The 22,669-nt window shown below is 56.2% G+C and carries 25 protein-coding genes; 11 read left to right on the plus strand and 14 right to left on the minus strand.

The features are described from left to right. Nucleotides 1-17: 17 nt before the first annotated feature. Nucleotides 18-281, plus strand: a complete 264-nt coding sequence (locus tag AC2TEM_RS11075; protein ID WP_480439149.1) for a DUF6455 family protein — start codon at nucleotides 18-20, stop codon at nucleotides 279-281. 4 nt (nucleotides 282-285) lie between these two features. Continuing rightward, nucleotides 286-543, plus strand: a complete 258-nt coding sequence (locus AC2TEM_RS11080) for a DUF6455 family protein (protein ID WP_170420627.1) — start codon at nucleotides 286-288, stop codon at nucleotides 541-543. A 3-nt stretch (nucleotides 544-546) separates the two neighbouring features. Here the strand turns inward: AC2TEM_RS11080 and AC2TEM_RS11085 are convergent, their stop codons facing one another. Continuing rightward, the gene (locus AC2TEM_RS11085) at nucleotides 547-789 is read right to left on the minus strand and encodes a CDGSH iron-sulfur domain-containing protein (RefSeq protein ID WP_170401738.1); all 243 of its coding nucleotides are present in this window, start codon (nucleotides 787-789) and stop codon (nucleotides 547-549) included. Nucleotides 790-1,004: 215 nt separating this feature from the next. On the opposite strand from AC2TEM_RS11085, the gene AC2TEM_RS11090 reads away from it, so the two are divergent. Both AC2TEM_RS11090 and AC2TEM_RS11095 read left to right on the plus strand, forming a co-directional pair. Beyond that, on the plus strand, nucleotides 1,005-1,193 hold the full coding sequence (locus tag AC2TEM_RS11090; protein WP_255611743.1) for a hypothetical protein: 189 nt from the start codon (nucleotides 1,005-1,007) through the stop codon (nucleotides 1,191-1,193). 135 nt (nucleotides 1,194-1,328) lie between these two features. Then, nucleotides 1,329-1,685: a diacylglycerol kinase gene (locus tag AC2TEM_RS11095; protein ID WP_170420629.1), complete on the plus strand. Its 357-nt coding sequence runs from the start codon at nucleotides 1,329-1,331 to the stop codon at nucleotides 1,683-1,685. A 16-nt stretch (nucleotides 1,686-1,701) separates the two neighbouring features. On the opposite strand, the gene rimO is transcribed toward AC2TEM_RS11095, so the two are convergent. After that, nucleotides 1,702-3,099: a 30S ribosomal protein S12 methylthiotransferase RimO gene (rimO, locus tag AC2TEM_RS11100; RefSeq protein WP_480856189.1), complete on the minus strand. Its 1,398-nt coding sequence runs from the start codon at nucleotides 3,097-3,099 to the stop codon at nucleotides 1,702-1,704. Between the two features lie 93 nt (nucleotides 3,100-3,192). Between rimO and AC2TEM_RS11105 the strand changes: the two genes are divergently transcribed. Then, entirely contained in the window at nucleotides 3,193-5,121 is a 1,929-nt protein-coding gene (locus AC2TEM_RS11105; protein ID WP_170420634.1) for an AsmA family protein, read from the plus strand. A gap of 51 nt (nucleotides 5,122-5,172) precedes the next feature. Here the strand turns inward: AC2TEM_RS11105 and AC2TEM_RS11110 are convergent, their stop codons facing one another. From AC2TEM_RS11110 to AC2TEM_RS11125, 4 genes are read right to left on the minus strand one after another with little or no spacing between them, the layout of a single operon-like run. Then, nucleotides 5,173-6,669: a phosphomannomutase/phosphoglucomutase gene (locus AC2TEM_RS11110; RefSeq protein WP_170420636.1), complete on the minus strand. Its 1,497-nt coding sequence runs from the start codon at nucleotides 6,667-6,669 to the stop codon at nucleotides 5,173-5,175. Nucleotides 6,670-6,684: 15 nt separating this feature from the next. Next, the gene (kdsA, locus tag AC2TEM_RS11115) at nucleotides 6,685-7,518 is read right to left on the minus strand and encodes a 3-deoxy-8-phosphooctulonate synthase (RefSeq protein ID WP_170420645.1); all 834 of its coding nucleotides are present in this window, start codon (nucleotides 7,516-7,518) and stop codon (nucleotides 6,685-6,687) included. 5 nt (nucleotides 7,519-7,523) lie between these two features. Next, nucleotides 7,524-9,110, minus strand: coding sequence for a capsule biosynthesis protein (locus AC2TEM_RS11120; protein WP_170392313.1), 1,587 nt, complete (start codon nucleotides 9,108-9,110; stop codon nucleotides 7,524-7,526). Continuing rightward, complete coding sequence (locus AC2TEM_RS11125) at nucleotides 9,088-9,747, minus strand: ABC transporter ATP-binding protein (RefSeq protein WP_170392311.1); 660 nt, start codon at nucleotides 9,745-9,747, stop codon at nucleotides 9,088-9,090. Before AC2TEM_RS11125 ends, AC2TEM_RS11120 begins: the two co-directional genes overlap by 23 nt. A gap of 208 nt (nucleotides 9,748-9,955) precedes the next feature. Between AC2TEM_RS11125 and AC2TEM_RS11130 the strand changes: the two genes are divergently transcribed. Beyond that, a complete protein-coding gene (locus AC2TEM_RS11130) occupies nucleotides 9,956-10,543 on the plus strand; it encodes a uracil-DNA glycosylase family protein (protein ID WP_170420647.1) in 588 nt (195 codons plus the stop codon). Beyond that, nucleotides 10,536-11,324 (plus strand): SseB family protein, encoded by a 789-nt coding sequence (locus AC2TEM_RS11135; protein ID WP_170420649.1) that lies wholly within the window; start codon nucleotides 10,536-10,538, stop codon nucleotides 11,322-11,324. Before AC2TEM_RS11130 ends, AC2TEM_RS11135 begins: the two co-directional genes overlap by 8 nt. A 9-nt stretch (nucleotides 11,325-11,333) precedes the next feature. Here AC2TEM_RS11135 and yghU read toward each other — a convergent pair whose 3' ends face one another. Beyond that, nucleotides 11,334-12,209: a glutathione-dependent disulfide-bond oxidoreductase gene (yghU, locus tag AC2TEM_RS11140; RefSeq protein ID WP_170420651.1), complete on the minus strand. Its 876-nt coding sequence runs from the start codon at nucleotides 12,207-12,209 to the stop codon at nucleotides 11,334-11,336. Between the two features lie 243 nt (nucleotides 12,210-12,452). Here yghU and AC2TEM_RS11145 point away from each other — a divergent pair, with 243 nt between their 5' ends. Continuing rightward, on the plus strand, nucleotides 12,453-12,971 hold the full coding sequence (locus tag AC2TEM_RS11145) for a YHS domain-containing (seleno)protein (protein WP_170420652.1): 519 nt from the start codon (nucleotides 12,453-12,455) through the stop codon (nucleotides 12,969-12,971). 61 nt (nucleotides 12,972-13,032) lie between these two features. On the opposite strand, the gene AC2TEM_RS11150 is transcribed toward AC2TEM_RS11145, so the two are convergent. After that, the gene (locus AC2TEM_RS11150; RefSeq protein WP_170401705.1) at nucleotides 13,033-13,695 is read right to left on the minus strand and encodes a J domain-containing protein; all 663 of its coding nucleotides are present in this window, start codon (nucleotides 13,693-13,695) and stop codon (nucleotides 13,033-13,035) included. Nucleotides 13,696-13,898: 203 nt separating this feature from the next. After that, the gene (gene metF, locus AC2TEM_RS11155) at nucleotides 13,899-14,765 is read right to left on the minus strand and encodes a methylenetetrahydrofolate reductase [NAD(P)H] (RefSeq protein WP_170609018.1); all 867 of its coding nucleotides are present in this window, start codon (nucleotides 14,763-14,765) and stop codon (nucleotides 13,899-13,901) included. Nucleotides 14,766-14,859: 94 nt separating this feature from the next. Between metF and AC2TEM_RS11160 the strand changes: the two genes are divergently transcribed. Beyond that, nucleotides 14,860-15,765, plus strand: coding sequence for a LysR family transcriptional regulator (locus tag AC2TEM_RS11160; RefSeq protein ID WP_170420656.1), 906 nt, complete (start codon nucleotides 14,860-14,862; stop codon nucleotides 15,763-15,765). A gap of 71 nt (nucleotides 15,766-15,836) precedes the next feature. On the opposite strand, the gene AC2TEM_RS11165 is transcribed toward AC2TEM_RS11160, so the two are convergent. After that, complete coding sequence (locus AC2TEM_RS11165; protein WP_170420658.1) at nucleotides 15,837-16,196, minus strand: hypothetical protein; 360 nt, start codon at nucleotides 16,194-16,196, stop codon at nucleotides 15,837-15,839. Nucleotides 16,197-16,411: 215 nt separating this feature from the next. Here AC2TEM_RS11165 and AC2TEM_RS11170 point away from each other — a divergent pair, with 215 nt between their 5' ends. Next, nucleotides 16,412-17,197 (plus strand): inositol monophosphatase family protein, encoded by a 786-nt coding sequence (locus AC2TEM_RS11170; RefSeq protein ID WP_170392295.1) that lies wholly within the window; start codon nucleotides 16,412-16,414, stop codon nucleotides 17,195-17,197. Nucleotides 17,198-17,256: 59 nt separating this feature from the next. On the opposite strand, the gene bhcD is transcribed toward AC2TEM_RS11170, so the two are convergent. The 4 genes from bhcD to bhcA all read right to left on the minus strand — a co-directional run bounded on the left by bhcD (nucleotide 17,257) and on the right by bhcA (nucleotide 21,643). Beyond that, nucleotides 17,257-18,222 carry an iminosuccinate reductase BhcD gene (bhcD, locus tag AC2TEM_RS11175; RefSeq protein WP_170420660.1) on the minus strand — a complete coding sequence of 322 codons (966 nt, stop codon included), beginning with the start codon at nucleotides 18,220-18,222 and terminating at the stop codon, nucleotides 17,257-17,259. A 72-nt stretch (nucleotides 18,223-18,294) separates the two neighbouring features. Then, on the minus strand, nucleotides 18,295-19,458 hold the full coding sequence (bhcC, locus tag AC2TEM_RS11180; protein WP_170420662.1) for a 3-hydroxy-D-aspartate aldolase BhcC: 1,164 nt from the start codon (nucleotides 19,456-19,458) through the stop codon (nucleotides 18,295-18,297). After that, a complete protein-coding gene (gene bhcB, locus AC2TEM_RS11185; protein ID WP_170420664.1) occupies nucleotides 19,455-20,441 on the minus strand; it encodes a beta-hydroxyaspartate dehydratase BhcB in 987 nt (328 codons plus the stop codon). Before bhcB ends, bhcC begins: the two co-directional genes overlap by 4 nt. 11 nt (nucleotides 20,442-20,452) lie before the next feature. Next, nucleotides 20,453-21,643 carry an L-aspartate--glyoxylate aminotransferase BhcA gene (gene bhcA, locus AC2TEM_RS11190; RefSeq protein WP_170420666.1) on the minus strand — a complete coding sequence of 397 codons (1,191 nt, stop codon included), beginning with the start codon at nucleotides 21,641-21,643 and terminating at the stop codon, nucleotides 20,453-20,455. Between the two features lie 203 nt (nucleotides 21,644-21,846). On the opposite strand from bhcA, the gene AC2TEM_RS11195 reads away from it, so the two are divergent. Beyond that, entirely contained in the window at nucleotides 21,847-22,668 is an 822-nt protein-coding gene (locus tag AC2TEM_RS11195) for an IclR family transcriptional regulator (RefSeq protein ID WP_170420668.1), read from the plus strand. Nucleotide 22,669: the final 1 nt, after the last annotated feature.

A 22,669-nucleotide genomic window follows, 5' to 3' on the forward strand; every position in this document is an offset into this window, starting at 1 on the left:
CGCCAAAGGGGGGTACCGTGCCACGACTTGGACGGATCATGACCCATCTTCGCCTTGTATTGCGAATGGCACAGGCGACGGGAACCGACCTTGCCACCGCACATCGCGACGGGCACCTGAGCCAACAGGAATGGGCAGATATGGTTCAGCTCTGCCGCGGGTGCGAATGGGCGCGGGCATGCCCAGACTGGTTGAACGAGAACGAAACGGCGGAAAGCGCGCCCTGCACCTGCCCAAACCGGCACAGGTTCGCCACCTTGAGGGTCAGCAAGCAAAGGTGATCAAATGGATCGAACATCTCTGGGCGAGATCGAAAAACACTTTTGGCTGACACGCTCGGTGGCGCGATCCTTAGGGATTTCTCTGACCGAAGCAATGGCCGAAGGGAAACTGACACCTGCCGACTACGCTCAGCTGGTGACCCGATGCCGGGGCGCAATATGCGACGAACGTTGTCAGATATGGCTTGCCGCACAACAAGGACTGGCTGGGGAAGCGCCTGATTTTTGTGCCAATGCTCAGGTTTTGAACGACTTGACCTGACCTTCAAAGCTTATTGTGCGTTCCGTCGCATAACGGCGGGTTGGCGCAATGCTTGCAGCCACAGAAGAAGACCTTCTTGCTGGCATCAGCAGTATATTTTACGGGTTCAAACGACGTATCTTTGTGCGAACCATCGCAAAACGGTTGCCGCTTGGATTTGCCACAGGCGCACCAGAAATAGGTTTTTCCTTCGGTCACTTCGACCGGATAGGGCGATTTCTGGGCGATGATCGGGGCGTCTGACATGTGGCTACTCCGTCTTTGGCTGATGTCGAAGTCAAAGTTTAGGGCTCTTTGTCAAAAAAGGTAGACTGCGAATGAAAACCCGCCTTCCAGCGTGGTTTCGCCTTTATTCACGAATGCGTTATCGATTCGGTTGCCATATGAAATTCTTGGTCCTATTCTGATACCGGCCCCGAAAAACTGGGCAATATCAGAAAAGTAATAGAGGATTGATGGACATGAAACTGAAATTTGCTGCTATCTGCGCCACGGCCGTTGTATTGACTGCGTGCTCGCAGCAAGAGGAACCGACCCCGGTTTACATCCAGCCCGACTATGACAAGTTTGGTACACCCAGTTGCTCGGCAGGCTATGAACTGGCCACAACCGAAGCAGGCCAGACCGTATGTAACCCGGTCACCCAATAAGTATTAAGCAGGCGGTTCTGATCGCAGGGCCGCCTGCACACCTTTAAAAAGAACACCGCCCTCGAGGCGGTTTTTTCTTGCCTTTCTGCTGTGGGTCGCGGACGTCTTCTTGCAGGACGACTGATCGGAAACCCCATGCGCAAATTCTTTGACCACCTAAAGGATCGTACCCGCTGGAGCTGGCAGGGCCTGGCTGCAACCTGGCGGCAAGAGTATTCGTTTCGTGGGTGGGTTTGGGCCAACCTGATTTCGGCTTTATTGGCGCTTGCACTCCCTCTAGGTACGGCAGAACGGGCGCTGATCCTTGCTTTGGGCATTCTGGTCTTGGTGGCCGAGTTATTTAATACGGCCATCGAGCGTGCCGTCGATCACACCTCGACCGAGCACCACGCGTTGGCGGGGCAAGCCAAGGATGCAGCAAGTGCAGCGGTGGCGTTGTCTGCAGTCGCTGCCGGAGTGGCGTGGATCGTGATTTTGATCGGCTTGTTCTAGGGACAGACGCCTTTCGTTACGCCGAGGGGTGCAAACGCCCCCACAAGTCGTATTCTCCGGCTTCATCTACCTCGACCGTGACGATATCCCCGGGTTTCAGGCCTTCGAAGCGTTCGTCGATAAACAAGTTACCATCGATTTCTGGAGCATCGGCCTTGGTGCGGCAGGTCGCGGCCTCTTCATCCACCTCGTCTACGATGACATCGAGTTTTTGGCCAACCTTTGCTGCCAGCTTGGCCTCAGAAATGGCCTGAGCTTTCTCCATGAAACGCTCCCATCGCTCTTGCTTGACCTCGGCCGGGACATGATCCGACAGGTCGTTCGAGCGGGCGCCATCGACATTTTCGTACTGGAAACAGCCGACACGATCCAACTGCGCTTCGTCCATCCAGTCCAGAAGCGTCTGGAACTCTGACTCGGTTTCTCCGGGGTAGCCGACGATGAACGTGGACCGCAAAGTGATATCCGGACAAATAGCGCGCCAGTTGGCAATCTCGTCCAGAGTTTTTGCCCCTGCGGCAGGGCGGGCCATGCGTTTCAGAACATCGGGATGCGCATGTTGGAATGGAATGTCGAGATACGGCAGCACATTGCTACCCGCATCTGCCATCAGCGGGATCAAATCGCGCACATGGGGGTAGGGATAGACGTAATGAAGCCTGACCCACGCATCGAATTGGCCGAGTTCCCGTGCCAGATCGGTGATATGGCTGCGCACCTCCCGATCTTTCCATGGGTTCACGTCATACTTACGATCCAGCCCATAGGCCGAGGTATCCTGTGAGATCACAAGCAGTTCGCGCACACCGCTGTCGACAAGTTTCTCAGCCTCGCGCAGCACTGCATGGGCCGGGCGGCTTGCGAGTTTACCGCGCATGTCGGGGATGATGCAAAACTTGCACTTATGATTACAGCCCTCGGAAATCTTGAGATAGCTATAGTGGCGCGGGGTAAGTTTGACGCCCGAAGCGGGCAGCAGATCGACATAAGGGTTTGGGTCGGGTGGTACGGCTGCATGTACTGCGTCCAGCACCTGTTCGTACTGATGCGGTCCTGTAACCGCCAGAATGCGCGGATGGTGTTCCCGGATATAGTCAGGCTCAGCCCCCAAACAGCCGGTCACAATGACCTTGCCGTTTTCAACCAATGCCTCGCCAATTGCGTCCAGAGACTCGGCCTTGGCGCTGTCCAGAAACCCGCAGGTATTCACAATAACGGCATCAGCACCCGTATAGTCCGGCGATATACCGTATCCCTCGGCCCGCAACCGGGTCAGGATGCGTTCGCTGTCAACCAGCGCTTTTGGACAACCCAGCGACACCATTCCAAGGGTCGGTTGGCCACGGCGGGGCGTCTCGGCGATCCGGGCCTCTGGGGCCAGATCAGGGCGAAGGTTCGGTGGGTTCGTGCTCATGGCCGGGCATATAGAGGGGAAAGCTTCCCCTTGCAAATCCCGCCCGCTCGGGGCTGACTTGAAACAGAGCAGAAAGGCCGGAAAGGCAGACCCATGAAGTGGCTCATTCGTTTTCTATTTCTCATAGTTGCAGCCTTCGGGCTGGTCATTGGTGCCTTGCTGCTGATGCCAGGCGAAAAACTGGCGACAATACTTGCTGAACAAGTCAAGGCGCAAACAGGCCGCGATCTCGCGTTGACCGGTGACGTCAAACTGTCATTTTGGCCGGTATTGGGGATGGAAACCGGCCCTGTGACATTTGGCAATGCGCCTTGGGCCGGGCCGGAACCGATGCTTAGCGCCCAAAGCCTCGCGGTTGGGGTCGATGCCTCGGCGTTGTTGTCTGGGAATATCCGGATCAAACGGGTGTTGGCCGATAGCCCGGTTCTACGCCTTGAACGCGCCGATGGGCGCGGCAACTGGGAGCTGCATCAGCCAGGTAACTCCTCGCAAACGGGCGCTACGGCGCAAGCCGTTGAAAGCCGACCCATCACGCTCGAGCGGTTGGAACTGACCAATGCGCGCCTAATCTATCTTGAGAATGGCGCGGTTAGTATGGATTTTGCCGATGTCGATCTTTCGGCCCGCTGGCCTGACGTAACGGCCCCAATGGAAATGCAAGCCAGTATGTCCGTCCCCGGAGGCAGCGTCGCAGTGGACCTTACCATCCCCGACTTGCCCGCATTTTCCAGCGGCGCTGTCACGCCGTTGCAGCTGAGCCTAACCGCGCCTGGCGGAGATATTCAGTTCTCGGGCCGGGTGAATCTGGCCGGCGAAATGGATGGCAAGACGACGGTCACGGCCAAGGACACCCGAAGGATGCTGGCCGCGTTTGGTCACGGAGGAGTCACCGTGCCCGAGGGACTAGGACAGGTCGCGAGCGTATCCGGGCAGATGACCTATACCCGGGACGGGCGGATTTCATTGCGCAACATGATCGCGGTTCTGGATCAAAACCGGCTTGAGGGCGAAGCTGATATCCAGATTTCAAATCCGCCCCAGATGACTGCGCGTCTGAACGCAGGCGATCTCGACTTATCGAAGGTAAGCGGAGGCAACGCTTCTGACGGCACCTCAGATACGGAAGGGTGGTCAAAAGCCCCAATTGATGCGTCGTTTCTGGCGCTGGCAAATGGCAAGATCCGCTTGCAAGCCACCTCGATTGCGGTTCCGGGTATGACCTTTGGGAAAAGTGATCTGACACTCAGCCTTGATCGGTCGCGGGCGGTATTGCAGATGCACCCGGCCTCGCTGTTCTCGGGGCAATTGAACGGCCAGGTGGTCGCCAATAATCGCAACGGTCTGTCGGTTGGTGGAAGTCTGAAAGCCGCCAATATCGATATCAACGAAGCGCTCGAAACGCTTGGGGATATCAAACGGCTTTCGGGCACCGGTTCAGGCAATCTTGAATTTCTGGGCGTCGGACAGAGCGAAGATCAGATCATGCGATCGCTCAGCGGCAAAGGAGATATCGAGGTCGGGCGGGGCGTTATCTCGGGGCTGGATCTTGACCGCCTTATGGGGCGAGGAAAGGGATCGGGTGGTACGACCGTATTCAACAGCCTTACGGCCAGCTTTACGATGAAGAATGGCGACTTGACCAACAAGGACCTGTTGATGCAGCTGGATAATTTCCGGGCGGACGGTACGGGCCGCATTGGCTTAGGAGCTCGCGATATCGATTATCTGTTTACACCAGTCGCCCTGCGCGCCAACTCAGGGCAGGGGATATCGGTACCCGTCCGAATTAAAGGTCCGTGGAGCGACCCGTCGATCAAGCCGGACCTTACCAAAGTCATTGAGGCGGCAGCCGAAGGCAAAGTTAAAGAACTGGAAGACGACGCAAAGAAGAAGGTTTTGGAAAAGGTTGGTAAAGAACTGGATACCACGGTGACGGATTCCGGTCACATCGAAGACGCGCTGAAGAACAAGCTTGAGGATGAGGCCAAGAAAGGCCTGCTCAAGCTGTTTGGCGGGGATTGATCTAAGCGCGATAACAAAGGGCGCCGAAATGGGCGCCCTTCATAGTGTCATTTAGATTGTCTGATCGTATTCGCCCACGCCGGGTTCAGTTCGAATGACGGCGTCGATATCTGCGAAGATCGCGCGCATTTCATCCTCGCTTTCGCTGCTTTCGCAGACGACGACCAGATTGGGTGTATTGGATGATGCGCGAACGAGGCCCCAACTGCCATTGTCCAGAATGACCCGGGCTCCATTGACGGTCACGACCTCTTTGATAGCCCGCCCTGCGAAGTGTTCGCCGGCGTCGGCCTTGGCAACCAATTTGCCGACCAGGCGCTGCAGTATATCGTATTTTTCTGTATCTGCTGCGTACGGAGACATGGTGGGTGTCGACCATGTCCTTGGTAGTGCTTTCCGAAGGTCTGACATGCTTTTGTCCGGGTTGCGGTCCATCAGTTTGCAGATTTCCACCGCCACGCGCATTCCGCAGTCGTATCCGCGCCCGACCGGTTCCGCCAAGAAATAGTGTCCCGATTTCTCAAACCCAGCCAGCGCACCGATTTCCTTGACGCGGCGCTTCATATGGCTATGGCCGGTTTTCCAGTAGTCGGCTTTGACCCCAAGCGCTTGCAACTCGGGATCGCTGGCGAACAGACCGGTGGATTTCACATCGGCCACAAAGGTCGAACCTGGATGCAGCTTGGCCAGATCACGGGCCATGATGACGCCGACCTTATCGGCAAATATCTCTTCGCCTTCGTCATCCACAACACCGCAACGATCGCCATCCCCATCAAACCCTAGCGCCAGGTCCGCGCCGCTGGATTTGACCGTGTCGGCCATGTCATGCAGCATTTCCATGGCTTCCGGGTTCGGGTTGTAATTTGGGAATGTGTAATCCAGCCGTGTGTGGCTGGGCACAACCTCAACCCCGATCCTTTCGAAAATCTCGGGCGCGAAGGCGGCGGCGGTGCCGTTTCCGGTGGCGCAGACCACTTGCAGCGGACGTGACATTCTGAAGTCACCGACCAGATCGTCGATATAGGCTTCTTTCACACCGTCGACGAATTCATATGACCCGCCCGGGCGCGCGACGCCTTCCCCATTCAATACGATGTCGCGCAGTTCCGACATTTCGTCAGGGCCGTGGGTCAGTGGGCGGTCAAAGCCCATTTTGACGCCGGTCCAACCGTTCGGGTTATGGCTTGCCGTGACCATCGCAACCGCCGGTACGTCTAGATGGAATTGCGCGAAATACGCCATCGGGCTGAGCGCTGGGCCGATATCTTTCACCTGAATACCCGCCTGCATAAGTCCAACGATCAGAGCGTTTTTGATCGACAGGGAATAATCGCGATAGTCATTTCCCACTGCAATCACGGGTTCGATCCCGCGTTTGAGCATCTGTGTGCCCAGACCCAAACCCAGGGCCGTCATGCCTGGCAGATTGATCTCATCGGGGTATTTCCACCGCGCGTCATATTCGCGAAAGCCCGTGGGCTTGATCATCGGATCGCGTAGAAAGCTCCAGGTGTTTGGGGTCACCTCAGGCAAAGGCTTGGTCATCACAAATCTCAATCGTTAAATCTGAATTGGGTTTTCTTTGGCCAGCGCATCAAATCGCATCAATGTGTCAACCAGATGGCCCATCTGATCCAAAGGGATCATGTTCGGCCCATCTGAGGGGGCGGTGTCGGGATCCTGATGGGTTTCTATGAAAACAGCCCCGACGCCCAGAGATACAGCGGCGCGCGCCATCACTGGCGCAAACTCACGCTGTCCACCCGAGGAACCACCTTGGCCGCCGGGCTGTTGCACCGAGTGGGTCGCGTCCATGACGACCGGATATCCGGTTTGCGCCATCTGCGGCAGCGATCGCATGTCCGCGACCAGCGTATTGTAGCCAAACGAAGTTCCACGCTCGGTCAGCAGGATGTTCTGATTGCCGGTGCTTTCGATTTTAGTGACGATATTCGGCATTTCCCATGGGGCAAGAAACTGCCCTTTTTTTACGTTGACCGCTTTGCCGGTATTGCCCGCCGCCAGCAGCATGTCCGTCTGACGACACAGAAACGCAGGGATTTGCAGAATATCGACGGCCTCAGCCGCAATCGCGCATTGCGCTTCGGTATGGACATCGGTCAGTACCGGTATGCCCATGGTTTTGCGGATATCTTCCAGCACCTGCAGCCCGGACTCAATGCCCATGCCGCGCTTGCCGGACAGCGAGGTCCGGTTGGCTTTGTCATACGAGGCCTTGAACACATATTGCGCACCTACGGCGTCGCATGCCTCTTTCATGGTGCCGGCGATCATTTGGGCGTGATCGGCGGTTTCAAGCTGGCAAGGGCCGGCAATGATGGTCAGCGGAAGGTCGTTGCCAACCGTCAGGTCGGCTATTTTTACATGTTTCATGAGTCTTACGAGGATACCTGTTCACGAAGGACCGACGCGGTAAGCGAGATCATCAGGTAGATACCAGCAAATAACAGGAATGCCAAAATCGTATTTTCGAACTTGCGCGGATAGCTGGGTTCCTGGCTGGCGACCGGGTTCACCGAGACGGTCAGATACCGCACTTTTCGATTGGCCTCGGTCCGCGTAGCTTCCATTTGCTGCATTGCCGTTTGCAGCATCATGTCACGCGCCGCCAGATCGGCCTGAGCCATCTGGATTCGCACGCTCAAACGCGCCAGCGAATTTTCGCCCGCTGACACATCCAGCATCTCGGCATTCAACTCATCAAGGACCGCTTGCAGCCGCGCGATATCCGCCCGTGTACCATCCACCTTGGCCTGGTTGGGGCGCGTATTATCGAGAAGCGCGGCCAATTGTAGTTCTTTGTCCTGCAGCTCGAATTCGAACTGATCGATCCTTCCTCGCAGGCTGGCGATCACACTTTGCGGGTCCAGTATCGCACCTTGTAGCTGCAGTTCGATCAGGTCTTCCTGAGCCTGTCTGCGTGCCTCTTGCGCAGCCTCAAAACTCGCCAAGGCATCGCGCATCTGGTCTTCGCGTTTCAATTCAGTCAGACCATTGATGGTCTCTTCCGCGTAAGAGATAAGCCGCCTGGACAAATCGACCGCTATCTCGGGGCTCGGCGCTGCGACCTCCATTCGGATGACGCCGTCACTAGGATCATATCCGATTGTGATCATACGCTTATAAAGCTTGTAGGTTTCTTCAAGCGTCGCATCAGCCGGCAATCGTTGGATCGGGTCTATCCAATCCTGCCGAAAAAACTCAGTAAATCCGACATCACGCTCAAGCCGTTCCAATGCATCCTTGGATTCCAGAAATTCCTGAGTGGACACGGAATCCTGCGCCGTCGCAAACTGCGTGCCCGCCAGAAATCCACCGAACGAGGCACCGCCGCCATCCGCTTGCAAGATCGAAAACACCGAGTCGCTGGCATACATCGGCGTCGCCACGCGATAGAAATAGTAGCCCACGATAAACGTTGGAATGAATACGAACACCGTCAATCGTGCGAATAGCCCGGCAAGCTTGCGGCGGCGGCGGCGGGCGATGTCTTTCTGGATCTGCCCGATTTCATATTCACGACGTTCGGCCGGGCTGAGTTCGGGTCCTGGCAGGTTCTTCTGCGAGTCCCTGGTCGTTTGCGGCAGGTGAATCTTTATATTGTCTTGCGCGGCGTCATCACCAGTTGGCTTACCTTGGTCAGGAGCTGCCAGATCAAGCAGGTTTGTGCGCTGAAACGGATCAATTCCTTTCTTTCGTAACAGCCGGACCGCATCGTAGTCAGACGTCGCCGCCAGCCCGTTCTTGTGCGCCAAACGCCGCGCGACGCGCAATTGCCGCCCTGTCAGACCTTCGCGTTTGATCGCATCCAACTCGTTGCCCGGTTGCTGAGTGTCGTCAGCCGAGTCTGTGCCTTGGGTCGCCTTTCGGATGCGCGAAATGGCGTCCGAGCGTGCCTCGGCAGTGCCAGAACCGCGTGCCGTGCGGTCGGGATTGTATTTCCTAGCCTTGGGTTTGGTAGTCATAGAGCTGCTTTGCCTCTTCCAAGGTTTCAAACATGTAAAGCTGGCCGTCTACCAAAACCGCAGCCTGCCGCGCGAATTTTTCAAGAAGCGAAGGGTTGTGCGATACGATCACCAAAGTCGTTGTCCGCAGCTTCTCTTTCAGAATGTCGCCCGCCTTCTTGTTGAACTCGACATCGGTTGTCGAGGGCATCCCCTCATCGATCAGATACATATCGAAATCCAGGGCCAGCATCAGTGCAAATGTAAACCGGGCCCGCATTCCGGACGAATAGGTTCCGAGCGGCTGGTCGAAATACTCACCCAAGTTGCACAGCCATTTGCAGTAGGCTTCGACATAGTCGGGATCCATGCCGTAGATCTTCGCGATATAGCGTGCGTTCTCCAGCGCGGACAGGCGCTTGGCCACACCTCCTGCAAAGCCCATGGGGAAGGATACGCGGCAGTCGCGCCGAATCACGCCTTCGTCGGGCTTTTCCAGCCCTGCCATCATGTTGATCAACGTGGTCTTGCCGGTTCCGTTCGGGGCCAGCACGCCAAGAGATGTTCCAAGCTCAACCCGGAACGAGACCCGATCCAGAATCACCTTGCGGCGGGTTCCGGTCCAGAAAGACTTGCTGACATTTTCGAATTCCAGCATGTGCGGCCTGCAGATCGCTCGGGGTTTTGACGGTTCGAGGATCGGTGTGCTACCGATCCATGTTGGCCACATTATGTCGAAATATGAAACAAATGATCAATGCGCATCCGCGTTCATGACATTGATGTGTTGCAAGGACGGTTTCATTGGCTCGAGGGTAGATGATGCCTATCTTCATCAATGAACATTGCAAAAGCCTGTTGATCCGATGAAATCGCTGATTGAGGACATCCAAGCCTGCCGTTTGTGCGCGGATAGGTTCGCGCAGACCACGACTGCGCACCAGCCGCGCCCGGTGGTCTGGTTTCGCCCCGGTGCGCGCATTTTGATCGCAGGTCAGGCACCGGGCGCGCGCGTCCATGCTTCAGGGAAGCCTTTCACCGACCCTTCGGGTGACCGGCTACGGGATTGGCTGGGACTGGATGAGAACGCATTTTATGACCGTTCGCGCGTATCCATCGTGCCGATGGCGTTTTGCTTCCCCGGATACAATGAGCGCAAGGCCGACCTGCCTCCGCCGCCGATATGCGGGCGCACCTGGCATGACAAAGTGATGGCTGCGTTGGGAGAAGTACCGTTGACGATCCTCGTCGGGGGTCATGCCCATAAATACCATCTTGGCGTAAAAACACCGGTTACCGAGACTGTTAGTCTTTGGCGAGACCATGCACCGCGCGTGTTTGCCTTGCCTCACCCGTCCTGGCGCAATACGGCTTGGCTGAAGAAAAACCCCTGGTTCGAGGCCGAGCTTTTGCCGGTGCTACAGAAACGGGTGAATGAGGTTCTGAATGACTGAAGCCACAGCTTTGGATGCTGCACATAACGCCATGCAGGCGGCCCCGGAAGACGACAACGCTCGACTACGCTTTTTCGAAAGACTGGCCGATAGCGAGCTGTTCCTGATGCTGACCGAGGAAGCGAAGGATGAAAGCATTTCGCCCGAGCTGTTCGATGTGGCGGATGGTCGTTTTGTTCTGGTGTTTGATCTTGAGGAACGAATGGCGGCATTTGCGGGTCGACCGGTCCCCTATGTCGCTCTGTCGGGTCGTGTTCTTTCAGGGATGTTGTCGGGGCAGGGGGTCGGGCTGGGTCTGAACCTTGATGTTGCACCGTCGTCGATGTTGATCCCCGCTGAAGCGCTCGGTTGGTTGTCTGAAACGCTGCAGCATGGTCCTAAGGAGGTGCAGCAGCGACTTGCCGAATTCCATCCGCCCTCCGGTTTGCCAGATGTTCTGTTAACCGCGCTTGATGCAAAGCTGGCGACGGCTGCAGGTCTGGCTGCGGCGGCGTTTCTGGTTGGAACAAGGACCGAGGATGGGGGGCAGGGTCATTTGTTGGGTTTTGTTTCGGCGGTCGAAGGCGCGCAGCCAGCGCTTGCACGCGCCGTATCCGAGGCATTGACCTTTTCGGGGATCGAGGCCGGAGCGCTGGATGTTGGCTTTTTTGAAGTGCAGGATCCGGCTACTTCTGCCTTGGCAAAGGTTGGGCTGCGGTTCGATTTGCCCCAGCCTCAAGCGCCCCAAATGGAAAGGGCCGCGCCGGGCAGTGATCCCGAGCGGCCCCCGATATTGAAGTAGCGCAGGACGTTAATCCGCCGCTTCCAGTTTATCCTGCGTGCGGGTCTCAAAATCGCTGGCGTCATGGCGTTCGTGCAACTGCGTATGCGGCTCTCCAAACGCACGATTGACCATCCGGCCGCGCTGAACGGCGGGGCGAGCATCGATGGCTTTGGCCCACCGCATCACGTTTTCATAGCTTTCGACATCCAGGAATTCTGCCGCATCGTATAGACGGCCCAGAACAAGCTGCCCGTACCACGGCCAGATCGCCATGTCGGCGATCGTATAGTCCTGACCTGCAATATAAGGCTTATCGGCAAGTTCCAGTTCCAGCACATGCAACTGGCGTTTGGCCTCCATCGCGAAACGGTCGATCGGATATTGCCATTTCTCAGGCGCATAAGCGTAGAAGTGGCCAAAGCCACCGCCCAGATATGGCGCGCTGCCCATTTGCCAGAACAACCAGTTCATCACTTCTGTCCGTTCGGCACCGCTGGCGGGCAGAAACTCACCGAATTTCTCAGCGAGATGCAGCAAGATGGAGGCGCTCTCGAAAACGCGCACAGGTGTTTCACCTGAATGATCCCACAGCGCCGGTATCTTCGAGTTAGGATTGGCCCCGACAAAGCCCGAGCTGAACTGATCACCTTCACCGATGTTGATCAGCCACGCATTGTATTCGGCCCCGGAATGGCCCAATGCCAAAAGCTCCTCCAGCATGACTGTAACCTTGACGCCGTTTGGGGTGGCGAGCGAATACAGTTGAAGCGGGTGCTTCCCGACCGGAAGATCCTTATCGTGAGTCGCACCAGCTATGGGCCGGTTTATATTGGCAAAGCGTCCCCCGCTTTCGCTGTCCCAAGTCCAGACTTTTGGGGGTGTGTAAGTGGATTGTTCGCTCATCTTTTGCCTTTCTGCATCATTTGGCCAAAACGCCGCCGCCTTCACAGCTAATATTGCAAAACTCAAAGTCCAACCCCGGATGTGGCGAGATATTTGTAACATTGCACCTCGTTCACCTCACAAAACCCCTCTGGTTTTCACAGCGGCGCGAGGGGGTCTTCGCGCCGGGCCAAAATTACCTATTGTTTGACCAGACCCGCAGTTCGGGTGACCAGAAACCGTAAGGACATGAGGACCAATCACATGAAACGCTTTGCGCTGACCCTTGCCGCGACGATGGCTTTTGCCGTGCCCGCGTTCGCCGGAGAACAATATGTTGATGGCACCGGATTTGCCGTATCGGGATACGACGTTGTTGCTTACCGCAGCCTGGATCAGGTGCCCTTAGGCCAGTCGCAACCCGAGGCTGTTCGCGGTCGGGCCGACATCACCGCAGACTATAATGGTGTAACCTGGGCGTTTGCGACCGAAGAGAACCGTGACAAGTTTCTGGAAAACCCGGCCTTTTACGCACCGCAATATGATGGCCATTGTGCATACGGCGTGTCGAAAGGCGGCAAGGTTCCGGGCAACCCAAATCTGTGGCGTATTGTCGATGACAAGCTCTATCTGAACATCACTGATGTTGTTGTTGGTTTCTGGGAAGAGGATGTTCCGGCCAACATCGACCTGGCGGAAGGCAACTGGCCCGGAATCGAAGGGGATGCCGCTTCGACCAGCGTGATCCCGAAATTCACATCAGAAGGCCCGATTTCCAACTGATTCCGATTAATGAAAGAAAGCCCGGCCACTAAGGCCGGGCTTTTTTCGCTGGCGGGTTCTCTCACCCCGCCAACTCGAACATATCCCGCATGTGTTGATCCGCTTCGAACCGTATTGTTACACTCTTGGCACCGGGAAATTTCCTCTCGCGTATCGGGTCAGGAATGACAATCTCACCGGAGCCCGAGCCCTTGGACCGAAAGGTCAGAATCTCTGTTTCTGACTTGCGGTAGCCGGAAAGTACCGAGGTTGGCAATGCAACGCGGTTAGACCCTTCGCAGACTGACGATGCGACGAAGTAGGTAAGATCGCGCCCGAAGCATCCGATTGCATCAGGAACATGGTCCGAAGATTCGCGGGCGCTTTTGGCGGCGTCCGGTTCACCCAGTTCCGATAAATCCTTCAGCGCGCGTTCAGGTTTTAACAGATCGTGACAAGCTTTGATTTCATCTGCGGCCAGTTCGATTACGCGTTTCTTCAAACGAGGACGACGCGGTGTAGAAGAATCTAAACCGTTTTTGCGTGTCATCCCTTCTTTACGCAAAAAATCATAGGCTGATTTAGCATCCGAAAAACCGGAATAATCACCGTCGGTATGATCAGGATGATCGTGGAACGCGATTTTGCGCCAGGCTTCACGAATCTCGTTTGCGTTTGCATTTGGGGGCAGACCAAGAACCTGCAACGCTTCGGCCCGAGCCTGTACCTTGCTCACTGGCTTCATACTCAAAACACTCATTAAAACTACAACGGGATCAGATTGCCATTGATCACATTTTTGTCAAATTTTTTCAGGAATTAGACTGAGGTAGGGCAACAGTTGACGGGTGCATATCGAGATTGTCGCCTGCGCAGCGGTTGTCGCAAATGAGCATGGCAGACGACTGCCACGCCCGGCGATACAGGGCAAACGCAAAAACTGTGGGATCAGGCGACGTTCTGCAATTCGGTCTGGGGTGTAATGCCCAGGGCAAAACAGACATCCCGAGTAAGCTCAGGTCGGTTGAGCGTATAGAAATGCAGTTTGTCCACGCCGCCTTCTATCAGGTCCGAGCAGAGTTCGGTGCATAGCGCCGTCGCCAGAAGATCTTCGCGATCGTCCCGGATTGCTTTGTCAAATGCGTTCTCGATCCAGTCGGGAATGTGGGCGCCACAGCGTTTTGCAAAGTTACGCGCACCCTTCCAGTTCTCGATGGGAAGAATGCCCGGTACGATAGGCTTGTCGATCCCCGCTTTTTCGCAGGCATCGCGAAACCGGAAGAAGGTTTCAGCCTCGAAGAAGAATTGGGTCAACGCCTCGTCCGCGCCCGCATCCAGCTTGGCCTTTAGCCAATCCACATCAGCGCGGGCATTGCTTGCTTCGGGATGTTTGTCCGGATAGGCGCCGACACGGATGCTGAACATCTCGGTCTCGGCCAGTGCAGAAATCAGTTCTACCGAGTTGGTGAAACCATCAGGGTGGGGGGCGAACCGGTCTTGACCTTTAGGGGGGTCGCCACGCAGGGCAACGATATCCTGAACGCCTGCGCGCGCGAATGTGTCTGCAATCTCAAGCGTCTCCTGACGCGAGGCATCGACACAAGTCAGATGCGCAGCAACAGGCAGCCCCGAGGATTTGTGCAAGGTTGCAACTGCATCACGCGTCAACTCACGTGTTGTACCACCAGCACCATAGGTCACCGATACAAACCGTGGGTTCAGCGGCGCCAAGGTCTGAACCGTATCCCAAAGGCGAAACGAGGCCTCCAGAGTCTGCGGCGGGAAGAACTCGAATGAAATCTCAGGCTTGGTCATAGTGGCCTCGTAGCTGTCATTTATGCCCTTGTGCCATCAGATGCATTGTGAGACAAACTCATATTGTTCAACAACAACATGAGTCACGTGAGTAATGCATATCGAATTTCGCCACTTACGGACGATCAAAGCCATCCACGAATGCGGTGGGCTTGCGCGTGCAGCTGATCAGCTAAACATCACGCAATCCGCACTAAGTCACCAGATCAAGGGGTTGGAAGATCAGGCCGGGGTCGAGCTGTTTTTACGTCGATCCAAGCCGATGAAGTTGTCGGCAGCTGGTTTGCGGCTGCTGCGGCTCGCTGAACAAATTCTGCCTCAGGTCGAGGCGATGCAGGATGAGTTTTCATCGCTGCGCGACGGTCGCACCGGTCGGATGCACATTGCGATCGAATGTCACGCTTGTTTCGAGTGGCTGTTTCCGGTGCTTGAAGCTTTCCGTAAATCCTGGTCAGACGTTGATGTGGATATCCGCCCGGGCCTTGCATTCGACGCGTTGCCCGCCTTGCAGAAAGAAGAAGTTGATCTAGTGGTGTCCTCTGACCCCGAAGATCTGCCGGGTGTCGAATTTGTCGAACTCTTTGACTATCAGGCCGTATTTGTCGCGGCGTCTTCGCATCCATTGGCTGAAAAGCCCTATATCGAAGCTGAAGATTTCCGAGGTCAGACACTGATTACCTACCCGGTCGAACGAACCCGGTTGGATGTTTTCAGTCAGTTGCTGATCCCGGCCCGGGTCGAGCCGGCCTCGGTCCGGCAGGTCGAACTGACCGCAGTAATATTGTTGTTGGTCGCCTCGAACCGGGGCATCTCAGTTCTGCCCGATTGGGTGGTGCGCGAAGTGAAGTACAACTCTGATTATGTCACACGTCCGCTGACCAAGCAGGGCGTTACCCGCGGACTATACGCTGCAGTGCGTTGCGACGACCTTGAAAAGCCCTTTGTACAAGAGTTGGTAGAACTCGCACGAGCCGAAGCACACAAGCTGCAGGCACAGTAGCTTGCAGCATGCATGGAATTAACTTGTTAAACCAAGCCAGAAAACTCTTCAACAACACGGCTTCAATTTTACTAGCAAGCTCCGTAGCACCGTCGAAAGACCTCCTTGTCAAGCGCGGTTACCAGAACGCATACTCCGCTGGGTACAGGGCCAATAAAGCAAATCTTTAAACAAGCTTTCACTACCGTCCCATCGGGAATCCAGCCCGGCACTTTGAAGCATTCCTCAATGTCCACAATTGGAATTTTCAGACAAACTTTTCCATCTTCGACGGTTACCGAAATGCAGACTTCACCTACAATGAGCGGAGAAGCACCAAGCACTGCGTCCTTTGATGAACGCGCTGCTATGTTTTGTTCATCAAAATTGGCGCGCCCAGTTTCGATAAGTTGGTCAATTTCTCTTTGGGGAAACTCGTGATACGTAGCCATATGAGATCTCCTTAGAATTGCATCACAGTGATTTGTGCGAGTTCAATGTGCGGGCTGGCAGACGGACCAGAGCGATTCGACCTCCAGCGCGGATCAACAATTGCCTAACGACGAATAGCTGTCAGTGTCCAATTTCACATTGAACATCATTCCTCTTGGCAAGGGCGCGTTGCCCCAGTATACGCGCGGCTTGACCGGACAGGAGCCTTTGGAAAATGGTTGGCAGTGCAAATCTCAACATCATGATCAAGGCCGCGCGTAAGGCGGGGCGTTCTCTGGTCAAGGATTTTCGTGAAGTCGAGAACCTGCAGGTGTCGATGAAAGGTGCGGGCGACTTTGTGTCGAAGGCCGATATCGCGGCCGAAGCCATCCTGAAAGAGGAATTGCTGGGTGCCCGTCCGACCTATGGTTGGCTGGCCGAAGAGGGCGGCGCGATTGACGGCGAAGACCCGACTCGTCGCTGGATCGTCGACCCGCTGGATGGGACAACCAACTTCCTGCACGGGCTGCCGCACTGGGCCGTTTCAATCGCGTTGGAACATAAGGGCAAGATCGTTTCGGGTGTGATCTATGACCCTGCCAAGGATGAGATGTTCTTTGCTGAAAAAGGCGAAGGTGCGTGGATGAACGACATGCGCATCCGTGTGTCGGGCCGCCATCGCATGATCGAGTCGATCTTCGCGACAGGTCTGCCATTCGGTGGCCGTTCGGATCTGCCTGCGACCTTGCAGGACCTCGCCCGTCTGATGCCTGCCTGTGCTGGTGTTCGTCGCTGGGGTGCTGCCGCGCTGGACATGGCCTATGTGGCCGCCGGTCGTTACGAAGGCTTTTGGGAGCGTCGCCTGAACGCCTGGGATCTGGCCGCAGGCATCATCATCGTGAAAGAGGCGGGCGGCTTTGTTCAGGCGCTGAACCCCGAAGGCAGCGTGCTTGAGGATGGCGAAGTGATCTGCGCCAATGAACCGATCTTTGACAATTTCGCAAAGGTAATCCGGGGCTGATATTCAACCCCGGTCATTTGATCATGGTACGCGCGTCCGTTCCGGGCGCGCGTTTTGGTTTAGAAGTCGACCTCGATCGCAATCCCTTGCTGGACTGCCAGATCGACCACTGCGCTTGCCACAGCTAGATCTTGCAGCCCCACGCCAGTACCGTCGAACACGGTCACCTCAGCCTCGGACACACGCCCGGAATGGGTACCGTTAATGACCTCTCCGATCTGCCGGATATCGCCTTCGGCTTTCATTCCGGCAGCCACGGCATGCTGGCTTTCACCCAATGTCACGGCCTGCGCGACCTCGTCGGTAAAGACGCTTGCGCGGGCGATCAGGTCTCTGGCGACCTCTTGTTTGCCGACGGTATCAGTGCCCATACATGCGATGTGTGTGCCGTCGGAGACGTGCTCGGACATCAGTGTTGGCGCGAAGGAGGATGTGATGGTGACAATCACGTCCGCCTGCACCATGCCGGGCAGATCCACAGCCTCAAAAGGCAGCCCCGCTTCAGCCGCGACCTTTTCGAGATTTGGCAGCATTTCTGGATGCAAGTTCCAGCCTATGACTTTCTCAAAGTCCCGCTGTTCCAATGCCGCGCGCAATTGGAATGTCGCCTGATGCCCAGCGCCAACCATTCCGATCACCTTGGCATCCTTGCGTGCCAAATGGTTGATCGAAACCGACGAGGCTGCAGCCGTGCGCAGCGCGGTCAGCAGGTTGCCCCCAACGATGGCCCGAACGCGACCCGTATCTGGATCAAACAAAAACACGGTGGATTGGTGATTGATCAGCCCGTGCGTTTCCAGATTGTTTGGCCAATAACCGCCTGCTTTCAGGCCAAGGTTCATGCCCGCGCGATCAAACCCGCCTTTGAACCCATAGAGCGCATCCGCATGACCTATGGCCTCGCGCACGACCGGGAAGTTGTAGGCATCCCCAGCCGCCATCGCGGCAAACACCTGCTCAACCGCAGTATAGCTTTCCTGTCGGCCTAACAGAGCGCCGATTTCCTTTTCAGGAACGATGATCATCGCGTTTGTCTTTCTTTTTGATGGCATTAGTAAGGGCGGTGCTAAACGTCCGCCCTTGCATTCATCTGTAATTCAATAGGCCTTGCCACGGGCAGAGACCGGCCAAAGCGCTTGAACCTTGCCGCCGCGCACACCGACGTACCAGTCATGAACGTTGCAGGTCGGGTCACAGTGGCCGGGCACCAGCCGCAGCTTGTCGTTAACCTTCAACACCCCATCCGGGTCGCCAATCACGCCGTGTTCGTCCGAACACTTCAGGTATTCCACATCGTCCCGCCCAAAGATGAAGGGCAGGCCGCTATCGACGGATTGCGCCTTCAGGCCCGCATCGCAGATTGCCTTGTCCGCTTTGGCGTGGCTCATCACGCTGGTCAGAATGAACAAGGCGTTTTCCCATTCACCCTGATCGATCCGTTGACCGTCCTTGTCCAGAATCCGACCGTAATCAGCATCCATGAAGGCATAAGAGCCACACTGCAGCTCGTTATAAACGCCCGAGTTGCTTTCGAAGTAATAAGACCCCGTACCGCCGCCCGAAACCAGCTCGCAGTCGATCCCTTCAGCCTTCAATCCGTCGACGGCATCCTTGACCATGGCGATTGCGGTATCCAGTTTTTCTTTGCGTGCCTCATACGTATCCAGATGCTGCATCGCGCCTTGATAGGCCTGAATGCCGGTAAATTTCAGGTTAGGGGCGGCCTCAACCGCCTTGGCGATTTCGATCACGGCGGGGGTCGTGGTGACACCACAGCGGCCCGCGCCGCAGTCGATCTCGACAAAAACTTCCAATTCAGTGCCATGCTTAGCGGCAGCAGCAGAAAGGTAAGCGACGTTGTCCACATCGTCGACGCAAACGATTGTGCGTGCACCAAGCTTCGGCAGGCGCGCCAGACGGTCAATCTTGGCCGGGTCCCGCACTTGATTCGAGACCAGAATGTCTTTGATGCCTCCGCGCGCAAACACCTCGGCCTCGGAAACCTTTTGGCAGCAGACGCCGACTGCGCCGCCCAATTGTTCCTGCAGCTTCGCGACGTCTACGGATTTGTGCATCTTGCCATGCACCCGGTGCCGCATCCCATGTGCCTTGGCATAGTCGCCCATCTTCTTGATGTTACGCTCGAGCGCGTCCAGATCAAGGATCAGGCAAGGAGTCTGGATTTCGGATTCATCCATGCCGATCGCGGCAGGAATGTCATAGCCAACTTCGAATTGATCACTGTTCATCGGTTTGTTCATCCTGTTTCTCCTTGCCCTTTCAGCCAGGGCAGCTTGTCCAGATCCACGTTGCCGCCGGTGATGATGACGCCGACGCGCTTGCCCCGGAAGGTGTCGGGGTTCTTGAGAATGGTGGCCAGCGGAACGGCCGAAGACGGCTCCATCACCACGCGCAAGTATTTCCAGGTGAGTTTCATTGCGTCGATGATCTCTTGCTCGGACGCGGTGAAGATGTCGGTCACATTGTTCGACACAAAGTGCCATGTGTTTTCCTTGAGCGGGACCAACAGCCCGTCTGCCACCGTTTTGGGGGCATCGTCCGCGATGATATGGCCCGCTTTGAAGGAACGGTACGCATCGTCCGCCTGCTCAGGCTCAGCCGCATAGATCGCGGTTCCTGGTGCCAGGTTCGAGACCGTCAGACAGGTGCCTGAGACCATCCCGCCACCGCCGATTGGCGCGATCACTGCATCCAGGCCATCGGTCTGCTCAAGCAATTCAGCCGAACATGTGGCCTGACCAGTGATAACACGAGGGTCGTTGTACGGGTGCACGAACTCTCCGCCTGTTCGGGCCTGCACCTCGGCAAACGTTGCCTCGCGGGAAGAGGTGGATGGCTCACATTCAGTGATCGTACCACCAAAGCGTCGTACCGCGTCTTTCTTGGCCTGCGGCGCGGTGCGCGGCATCACCACATTGCATGGAATGCCCCGGCGACCAGCCGCATATGACAGCGACAGGGCGTGGTTCCCGCTTGAGTGGGTGCAAACACCCTTGGTCGCCATTTCATCGCTTAGGCCGAAGACCGCATTACTGGCACCGCGCACTTTGAATGCGCCTGCTTCCTGAAAGTTCTCGCATTTGAAGAACAGCTGTGCGCCGGTCAATTCATTCAGATAGTCCGAGGTCATTACCGGTGTGCGTCGGATGTGCGGCCTGATCCTTTCGTGCGCAGCCTGCACGTCAGCATAGGTCAGTTCGGCGACGGGGATTTGATCCAACATGACTGCCCTCCCTAAGCTGCGGCTTTTGCGTGGCTGGTTGAACTGGCGCGATAGAATTCCTGCGCCGCAGCAACCCCGCTGCCAAGCTTCACCGGGTAGTTCAGATCGGCCATGGCCATCTCGACCGTGGCCAGCCCCGACAGGACCATAACATCGGTCAGGCTGCCCAAGTGGCCAATACGGAACGCTTTGCCATTCAACTCACCCAGACCAATGCCGAAGGATACCCCATAGGTGTTGAAGGCATGGTCAGTCAGTTCGTTGCTGTCGAAACCCTCGGGCACAAAAATGGCGCTGACGGTATCCGAGTAGAGGTCAGGAGATTGTGCGACCAACTTCAGGCCCCAGGCCGCAGTCGCGTGGCGCACACCTTCGGCAAGGCGAGTGTGGCGGGCATAGACATTGTCCAACCCTTCCTCGAACAACATCTTAAGGCTTTCGCGCATGCCGTAGATCAGCTGCAGCGGCGGAGTATAGGGAAAGCCGCCAGACGCATTTGCCGACATCATATCACGGAAATCAAAGAAGGTGCGTGGCAGTTGCGCAGTCTCTATCGACGCCAGTGCCTTGGGGCTAACGCATAGGATTGCCATGCCGGTGGCCAGCATGAACCCCTTTTGCGACCCCGAGACTGCAATATCCACGTCCCACCGGTCAAACTCGAACGGCATTGAGGCCAAAGAGCTCACGCAATCCACAAACATCATGGCCGGGTGATGTGCCGCATCCATCGCATCGCGCACAGCGCTGATATCGGAACGCACACCTGTCGCGGTTTCGTTATGCGTCACCAATACGGCCTTAATTTCATGCGCTTTATCCGCGGACAGGATGGCCTCGAACCTGTCGGCTGGCGCGCCTGTTCCCCATGGACATTCAACAATCTGAACGTCCAACCCGTGTCTTTCGCACAGATCGATCCAGCGATGGCTGAAGACGCCGTAGCGGGCGACAAGAACCTTGTCACCGGGGCTGAGCGTATTTGTAATCGCTGCCTCCCAACCGCCCGTTCCGCTGGCTGGAAAAGTGATTATCTGGCCTTCGGTGGTGCCAAAGACCTGTTTTGTATCCTCCAGTACCGGGGCGAAGGTTTCAACGAAATCCGGGGCGCGATGGTCTTGCGTCTGAACCTGCATGGCAAGGCGCAATCGATCAGGAATGTTGGTTGGGCCTGGGATAAAGACCGGGTTTTGATGCGACATAACTCAATCCTCTGCTTTGGACCCAAGTGTCGCTTGAACGGTTGTGTGTTGCAATTTTCTTGAAAAATATTTTCATTTTATCCGTTAAATTGATAAGGTGCTGAAACGGATAGGAATTCAGTTTATCAAAATGATCTCGGAGAATTCCGGGCCAGAAAAATTGGTTCGGGTTTTCGGGGGAAAGTCCGAAAGCCAGGTGAGAAATGGAAACGCAAAAGCGACCGCGCGGCAGACCCAAATCGCTGTTTAAAGAAAGTTCGGCCGGGACCATGCAATCATTGGATCGGGCGCTGGGCGTACTGACCACTGTTGCCCGGCTAGAGCGCGTCGGGCTAAGCGATCTTGCCCGCGAGGTTGATGTTCCGACAGCCACCACGCATCGCATTCTGGTGACACTGCAAAAACACGGGTTCGTATCTTTTGATGAGGAACGGCAGGAATGGCTGGTCGGAATCGAAGCCTATCGGACCGGTGCGTCTTTTCTGCGGCGCAAGAGCGTTCTGGAAATCGGCAGGCCGATCCTGCGGCGTCTGATGCAAGACAGCGGTGAGACCGCAAATCTGGCCGTACCCGATGGAGCAGAGGTGGTCTTTGTCGGGCAGGTCGAAACTCAGAACCCCATCCGGGCCTTCTTTCCACCCGGTGCGCGGACGCCCATGTATGCGTCCGGTACAGGAAAGGCTATTCTCGCTGCGTTGAGCGAAGAGAGTTTAGGCAAAGTTCTGGGCCGGATTGATCCGGTTGCTTTCACTGAAAATACGCAGTTGCCCGCTTCAGGCCTGTATACAGATCTGGCTGAAACTCGTACCCGAGGTTGGTCTTACGATCACGAAGAACGGTATGAAGGTATGTCTTGCATTGGTGCGGCCATCTTCAATGACAGGGCTGAGCCTTGCGCCGGTATCTCGGTATCCGGACCCACCGTAAGGTTCAGCCGAGAACGCGCGCCCGAGTTGGGCGATCTGGTCATGCGCGCGGCGCAAGAGATCACCCACCTGAGCGGCGGTAGGCTACCCAAGAGCTGAC

This window comes from Ruegeria sp. HKCCD3925 (assembly GCF_057221175.1).